The following is a 6316-nucleotide window of genomic DNA, read 5'->3' on the forward strand; positions in this document are numbered from 1 at the left end:
GCTCCTCCGCGAGCGGAGGTGACCGTGTTAGGCTGAGAGACGTTGCAGTTGTGGTACCCATGATCTTTATGTGCGCCTGACGAGAACTCGCTCAGGCGCATTATTGTTTCCCGGCCCTCCGGCCTTGCCGGCTCTCCGGTGTGGGGCTCTTTTGTGACACTTCTTCCCGCGGACCCGCGGAAGGAATACCGGCCCCTCAACACCCCAGGGAGTGCATATGGCCACCGGAACCGTGAAGTGGTTCAACGCCGAAAAGGGCTTCGGCTTCATCGAGCAGGACGGCGGCGGCCCCGACGTCTTCGCCCACTACTCCAACATCGCCGGCCGGGGCTTCCGTGAGCTCCTGGAAGGCCAGAAGGTCACCTTCGACGTCACGCAGGGCCAGAAGGGCCTGCAGGCGGAGAACATCGTCGCCGGCTGATTCCAGCCCCGACGCGTACCTCCTGACCGGGGCCCGCACCACGCTCGGTGCGGGCCCCGGTTTGTGCTGTCCCCAGGAAGGCAGAGACCGCCCCATGACTCGATCCGAACGCCCCGACCGCCAGGCAGCGGGGAACCGCGCGGCCCAGGGGAACCCCCAGGCCCGCACCGGCCGCCGCCCCGGCCAGGACTCCGGCGGCAGCCGCCCCGGACGCTCCCGAGGGGGCCGACGGACCGGGCGCCCCACCACCTCCCGCACCCCCGCAGCCCCGCAGGGCGGCGACTTCGCCCTCCCCGAGACGCGCACCCCGGCCCTGCCGGCCGTCGCCGCCTTCGCCGAGCTGGAGCTGCCCGAGCCGCTGCTCACCGCGCTGGCCGCCGAGGGCATGGCCGAGCCGTTCCCCATCCAGGCCGCGACGCTCCCCAACTCGCTGGCCGGCCGCGACATCCTCGGCCGGGGCCGCACCGGCTCCGGCAAGACCCTCGCCTTCGGCCTCGCCCTGCTGGCCCGCACCGCCGGACGCCGCGCCGAGGCCGGGGCACCGCTCGCCCTGGTCCTCGTCCCGACCCGCGAACTGGCCCAGCAGGTCACCGACGCCCTCACTCCGTACGCCAAGGCCCTCGGGCTGCGCATGGCCACCGTCGTCGGCGGCCTCTCGCTGAACAAGCAGGCGAGCGCCCTGCGCCGGGGCACCGAAGTCGTCGTCGCCACGCCGGGGCGGCTCAAGGACCTCCTGGACCGGGGCGACTGCCGCCTCGACCAGGTGGCCGTCAGCGTCCTGGACGAGGCCGACCAGATGACCGACATGGGGTTCATGCCGCAGGTCACCGCCTTGCTGGACCGCACCGCCCCCGACGGGCAGCGGATGCTCTTCTCCGCCACCCTGGACCGCAACATCGACCGGCTGGTGCGCGGCTACCTCTCCGACCCGGTGGTGCACTCCGTCGACCCCTCGGCGGGCGCCGTCACGACCATGGAGCACCACGTGCTCTACGTCGCCGACGACACCGACAAGAAGGCGGTCGCCCTGCGCATCGCCGCCCGCGACGGCCGCGTGATCATGTTCGTGGACACCAAGCGCTCCGCCGACCGGTTCGCCAAGCGGCTCCTCGCCAACGGCGTCCGCGCCTCGGCGCTGCACGGCGGCCGCTCCCAGCCGCAGCGCAACCGCACCCTGGAGCAGTTCAAGAACGGCCAGGTCACCGCCCTGGTCGCGACCAACGTGGCGGCCCGCGGCATCCACGTCGACGACCTCGACCTGGTCGTCAACGTCGACCCGCCCACCGACCACAAGGACTATCTGCACCGCGGCGGCCGTACCGCCCGCGCGGGGGAGTCCGGCAGCGTCGTCACGCTCGTCCTCCCCGAGGAGAAGCGGGAGATGACCCGGCTGATGTCGGCGGCCCGCATCACGCCGCAGACCGCCCGGGTCAAGTCGAGCGACGAGGAACTCGCCCGCCTCACCGGCGCCCGCGAGCCCTCCGGCGTGCCCGTCACGGTGGAGATCCCGCAGCAGCCCACCCCGCCCAAGGCCAAGTCCGGCGGCCGTTCCCGCCGTGGCCGCTCCGGCGGCGGCCGCCCCTCGGCCACCGCCACCGGCCGCACCGCCACCCAGCCCGGCACCGGCGGCCGCACCGCGGCCGGCGCGGGCACGGCCCGGACCGGCGGCGGCGCCCGCACCGGCGGCACCGGCCGTGGGGGCGCGGGACGCGCGGGCGGCGGCACCGGCCGTGGCGCCGCCCCCGCCCGGGGCACCGGCGGCGGCCCGCGCCGCGCCCGGGGTGGCGGCCGCGGCTCCGGGGCAGCCGCCTGATGTGAGCGGGGGAGTGACGCCGACGCCGCCCGGGCTCCTGGCCCGGGCGGCGTCGGCGTTCCGCGCCACGGCCCCCGAACCGGGACACTGTGCCCGCAGGTCCGTCACCCCAGCGGCAGGACCCCCTCCAGCCGCCGCCGTACCGCAGGGTCGGTGAGCTGCTCCACCGTCTCCAGCGCCTTCTCCCGTACCGGCGAACCCTCCGGCTCCGTCGTCAGGAGCAGGCCCAGCGCCTCCTCGGCCCGCGCGCCCGCGCCCCGGCGGACCAGGCCCGCCGCCGCCTCGGCGGCCGTCGCGGGGTCCTCGTCGGCCAGCCGGGCCGCCAGCGCCTCATGGACCTCCCCGGTGTCCGAGGCCAGGGCGGCCAGCGCGGTCACCGCCCACTCCCGGACCCGGGGCCAGGCGTCCGCCGACAGCGCCACCAGGACCGCGACGCCCCGCGCGTCGTCGGCGGGGACCAGACCGAACAGCGCCCGGCCAGCCGCCTCACGGACCTCCGCCGAGGAATGGCCGGCCGCCTCGTACAGCTCCGGCAGCGCCCCGGGATCGCCGTGATGGCCCAGACCCCGGACCACCGCCGCCAGCAACTGCGCGTCGACCGCCTCCCGCGCCAACTCCCGCAGCAGCGGCACCACCCGGGGCGTCAGCCGCCCCACGCCGAGCCGCCCCAGCACCTCCACCGCGAAGAGCGCCTCCGGGGAGTCCGCCGCCTCCCCGAGCCGCGCGGCCGCCGCCGCGTACGTCTCCTCGTCGCCACGTGCGCCCAGCACCCGCACCGGCTCCCGCCAGTCGTCGTGCCAGGGCTCCCCGCGCCGCAGGGCCCGGGCGCTCAGCTCCTCGTACGAGGGGGTGCGCCCCAGCTCCTCCTCCAGCACCGTGGCGACGGCGGCGTGCGAGGTGAACCGCTCCTGGCTCTCGCCCGGGTCCCCGTCGCGCAGGACCACCGCCGCCAGCAGCGTCGTCGACCCGCGCCGCACCTCGCGGACGACCACCTCCACCTCGCCCGCCGCCTGTGCGCTCTCGCCTGCGCCCTCCAGCTCCTCGCGCAGCCGCTCCGCCAGCCCCACCGACCACCGCAGCGCCTCCTCCAGCGCCGCCTCCCGGCCTTCCGCCCCGTGCTCCAGCAGCACCCGGACCGTCTCCAGCGACCCCTGCCGCGCCGCCCGTACCAGCGGCGGGTCCCCCCGCCCGGCCACCGGCTCGGCGCCCGCCTCCAGCAGCGCCGCCGTCGCCCCGGCGTGCCCGCCCTGGGCCGCCCACACCAGCGCGGTGGGCCCCGGCTCGTCGGCGCCCCCGGGGTCGGCGCCCGCCGCGAGCAGCGCCCGTACCACCGCCGTGCGGCCCCAGCAGGCGGCGCCGCAGAGCGGCAGCTCGCCCTCGGCCGTACGCCGGTCCGGGTCGGCGCCGGCCGCCAGCAGCAGCCGGACGACGGCCGCGCGCCCGTCGACCGCCGCGCTGTGCAGCGCCGTGCCGCCCCCGCCGTCGTCGGCCTCGGGGCTCACCCCGGCGCCGAGCAGCGCGGCCACCAGGTCCTCGTCGGCCTCGTACAGCGCCGAGAAGAGTTCCTCGGCGGCGGCGTTCGCCGGGTCCGTGCCGTGTTCCGCGTGCGTCTCGCCCATAAGGCGACGATCCCCGCAGCGGGCCGGTGTCGCAACGCCAACAGCTGGTCACGGTCGGTACGGGTGAGGTGCCGTCCCACTCCTCGGGCATCCCTCCGGCGGCGGCGCGGGCCGCGTAGGCTGACCCACCATGACCCCCAGCAACACCGGAACGGGCCGCTCCGGAGCGGGCGACACGGCTGTCCTCGCCGAACTCCAGCGGCTGCGCGAGAGCATCGACAACATCGACGCCGCCGTCGTGCACATGCTCGCCGAGCGGTTCAAGTGCACCCAGCAGGTCGGCCACCTCAAGGCCGAGCACCAGCTGCCCCCGGCCGACCCGGACCGCGAGGCCCAGCAGATCGCCCGGCTGCGCGCCCTCGCCGAGAGCGCCCACCTGGACCCGGCGTTCGCCGAGAAGCTGCTCAATTTCATTGTGGCCGAGGTCATCCGCCACCACGAGCGCATCGCGGACGAGGTGGTGACCGGTGAGGGCGCCGGCACCGCCGGGGTGTCGCAGGCGGCCGGCTGACCCCGCCCGTACCCCCGGCACAGCGGTGAGGCCGGTCCCCGAGCGGGGGACCGGCCTCACCTCGTCCGTGCGCCAGGGGCGTCAGCGGTCGTCGCGCTTCATGGAGTCACCGACTCCCTTGGCGCGCTCGCGGAGCTGGTCCGCGGCGTCCTTGGCGTCGCCCTTCGCCTGGTCCGTCTTGCCCTCGGACTCGGCGCGGCGGTCACCGGTGACCTTGCCGACGGCCTCCTTGGCCTTGCCCTTCATCTTGTCCATCGCGGACTCGCCCATGGCGGACTTCCTCTCGTCAAGCGGGACATTCCACCTCCAGGGTGCGGTCGCCCGACCCGCACCGCACGGCGGAACGGGCCGCCCGGGTGCCAGGGGCAGGGGGTGCGGGCCGTGCGGGCGCGGCTCCCGGCCGCCTGCCCGCAGGCCCCTATGCTCGGCCCATGATCCGTGCGGTGGTCCTCGACGTCGGTGAGTGCCTGGTGGACGAGACCCGCCGGTACGCGGCGTGGGCCGACTGGCTGGGCGTCTCCCCGCACACCTTCTCGGCGGTCCTCGGCGCCGTCCTCGCCGCCGGGGGCGGCTTCGACGAGGCGTGCGCCGTGCTCCGGCCCGGCTTCGACGCGGCGGCGGAGCGGGCGGCCCGCGTCGAGGCGGGCGTACCCGAGGACACGTACACCGAGGCCGACCTGTACCCCGACGCCCGGCCCGCGCTCGCGGCGCTCCGGGCCGACGGGCTGGTGGTGGGGGTCGCGGGCAATCTGACGGCGCGCGGCGCGGACGTGCTGCGCGGGCTGCTCGCCGAGGAGACGGAGCTGGTCGCGGCCTCGGGGGAGTGGGGCGTGGCCAAGCCCGACCCGGCCTTCTTCCGGCGGCTGGCCGGGGCGCTGCCCTTCGCGCCGGGGGAGATCCTGCACGTCGGTGACAGGTGGGCGTACGACGTGCGGCCGGCCGCCGAGGCGGGGCTGCGTACCGCGCTGGTGCGGCGCGGGCCGTGGGCGGTGCTCGACTGGGAGTCCGAGGAGGCCCGCGCGCTGCCCGGCTTCCGGATCGGCGGGCTGCTGGAGCTCTCCGGGCTGATCCTCAACGCCAACGCCGGGACGGGGAAGGGCGACGGGGAGGCTTGATCGTCAACCAAGGGTTGACGATTCCAGGAGCGTCAACTTAAGGTTGACGCATGACGGAATTCAGCGCACCCTCCCGGTCCGTACGCCTCGACGACCTCATCGACGCCATCAAGAGCAGCCACACCGACCCCCTGGAGCGCCTCTCCGGAGCCGTCGTCGTCGCCGAACACCTCGGTGACGTCGCCGACCACCTCATCGGCCACTTCGTCGACCAGGCCCGCCGCTCCGGCGCCTCCTGGACCGAGATCGGCACCGGTCTCGGCGTCACCAAGCAGGCCGCCCAGAAGCGGTTCGTCCCCAAGGGCAGCGGCGACCTCGACCCCAAGGACGGCTTCAGCCGCTTCACCCCCCGCGCCCGCAACGCCGTCGTCGCCGCCCAGGAAGCCGCCCGCACCGCGGGCCAGCCCCACATCGCCCCCGGCCACCTCGCCCTCGGCCTCCTCGCCGACCCCGACTCCGTCGCCGCCCACCTCCTGACCGGCCAGGGCATCACCGCCGACGCGCTGCGCACCGCCGTCGCCGAAGGCGAACAGCCGCCCGCCGACACCCTCCCCGACCTCATCCCCTACGACGCCGCCGCCCGCAAGGCCCTCGAACTCACCTTCCGCGTCGCCCTGCGCCTCGGCCACAACTTCATCGGCACCGAACACCTCCTCCTCGCCCTCCTCGAACACGAGAACCTCAGCGGCGGCGGCCCCCTCACCACCCTCGGCGCCGACCCCGAGGCCGCCGAGACCGAAATCGTCCGCACCATCAGCGCCCTCCTCAACAACCCCACCGACGAACCCGGCTGACACCCCGGAACCCCCACCCCGCACCACCCCACGCCCCCGGAGG

7 protein-coding genes are annotated in these 6316 nt (G+C 75.7%); 5 read left to right on the forward strand and 2 right to left on the reverse strand.

The window, feature by feature from the left end:
* The first annotated feature begins 217 nt into the window (after positions 1 to 217).
* Both IF45_RS0126255 and IF45_RS0126260 read left to right on the forward strand, forming a co-directional pair.
* The gene (locus IF45_RS0126255) at positions 218 to 421 is read left to right on the forward strand and encodes a cold-shock protein (protein WP_003947520.1); all 204 of its coding nucleotides are present in this window, start codon (positions 218 to 220) and stop codon (positions 419 to 421) included.
* Between the two features lie 94 nt (positions 422 to 515).
* A complete protein-coding gene (locus IF45_RS0126260; protein WP_015508040.1) occupies positions 516 to 2234 on the forward strand; it encodes a DEAD/DEAH box helicase in 1719 nt (572 codons plus the stop codon).
* A gap of 104 nt (positions 2235 to 2338) precedes the next feature.
* On the opposite strand, the gene IF45_RS0126265 is transcribed toward IF45_RS0126260, so the two are convergent.
* On the reverse strand, positions 2339 to 3853 hold the full coding sequence (locus IF45_RS0126265; protein ID WP_030309915.1) for an ankyrin and HEAT repeat domain-containing protein: 1515 nt from the start codon (positions 3851 to 3853) through the stop codon (positions 2339 to 2341).
* 130 nt (positions 3854 to 3983) lie between these two features.
* Here IF45_RS0126265 and IF45_RS0126270 point away from each other — a divergent pair, with 130 nt between their 5' ends.
* Positions 3984 to 4364 (forward strand): chorismate mutase, encoded by a 381-nt coding sequence (locus IF45_RS0126270; protein ID WP_030309917.1) that lies wholly within the window; start codon positions 3984 to 3986, stop codon positions 4362 to 4364.
* An 81-nt stretch (positions 4365 to 4445) separates the two neighbouring features.
* Here the strand turns inward: IF45_RS0126270 and IF45_RS0126275 are convergent, their stop codons facing one another.
* Positions 4446 to 4634: a CsbD family protein gene (locus IF45_RS0126275; RefSeq protein ID WP_008414278.1), complete on the reverse strand. Its 189-nt coding sequence runs from the start codon at positions 4632 to 4634 to the stop codon at positions 4446 to 4448.
* 161 nt (positions 4635 to 4795) lie between these two features.
* On the opposite strand from IF45_RS0126275, the gene IF45_RS0126280 reads away from it, so the two are divergent.
* Together IF45_RS0126280 and IF45_RS0126285 are read left to right on the forward strand one after the other, a co-directional pair.
* Positions 4796 to 5479: an HAD family hydrolase gene (locus IF45_RS0126280; protein ID WP_030309919.1), complete on the forward strand. Its 684-nt coding sequence runs from the start codon at positions 4796 to 4798 to the stop codon at positions 5477 to 5479.
* 50 nt (positions 5480 to 5529) lie between these two features.
* Positions 5530 to 6273, forward strand: coding sequence for a Clp protease N-terminal domain-containing protein (locus tag IF45_RS0126285; RefSeq protein ID WP_008414280.1), 744 nt, complete (start codon positions 5530 to 5532; stop codon positions 6271 to 6273).
* Positions 6274 to 6316: the final 43 nt, after the last annotated feature.

The sequence above is a fragment of the Streptomyces albidoflavus genome (assembly GCF_000719955.1).
Lineage (GTDB): Bacteria > Actinomycetota > Actinomycetes > Streptomycetales > Streptomycetaceae > Streptomyces > Streptomyces albidoflavus.

Excerpts from the sequence above, each read along its gene's own strand:
- IF45_RS0126255 (WP_003947520.1), top strand. The coding sequence starts at position 218 with ATGGCCACCGGAACCGTGAAGTGGTTCAACGCCGAAAAGGGCTTCGGC.
- IF45_RS0126260 (WP_015508040.1), top strand. The coding sequence starts at position 516 with ATGACTCGATCCGAACGCCCCGACCGCCAGGCAGCGGGGAACCGCGCG.
- IF45_RS0126265 (WP_030309915.1), bottom strand. The coding sequence starts at position 3,853 with ATGGGCGAGACGCACGCGGAACACGGCACGGACCCGGCGAACGCCGCC.
- IF45_RS0126270 (WP_030309917.1), top strand. The coding sequence starts at position 3,984 with ATGACCCCCAGCAACACCGGAACGGGCCGCTCCGGAGCGGGCGACACG.
- IF45_RS0126275 (WP_008414278.1), bottom strand. The coding sequence starts at position 4,634 with ATGGGCGAGTCCGCGATGGACAAGATGAAGGGCAAGGCCAAGGAGGCC.
- IF45_RS0126280 (WP_030309919.1), top strand. The coding sequence starts at position 4,796 with ATGATCCGTGCGGTGGTCCTCGACGTCGGTGAGTGCCTGGTGGACGAG.
- IF45_RS0126285 (WP_008414280.1), top strand. The coding sequence starts at position 5,530 with ATGACGGAATTCAGCGCACCCTCCCGGTCCGTACGCCTCGACGACCTC.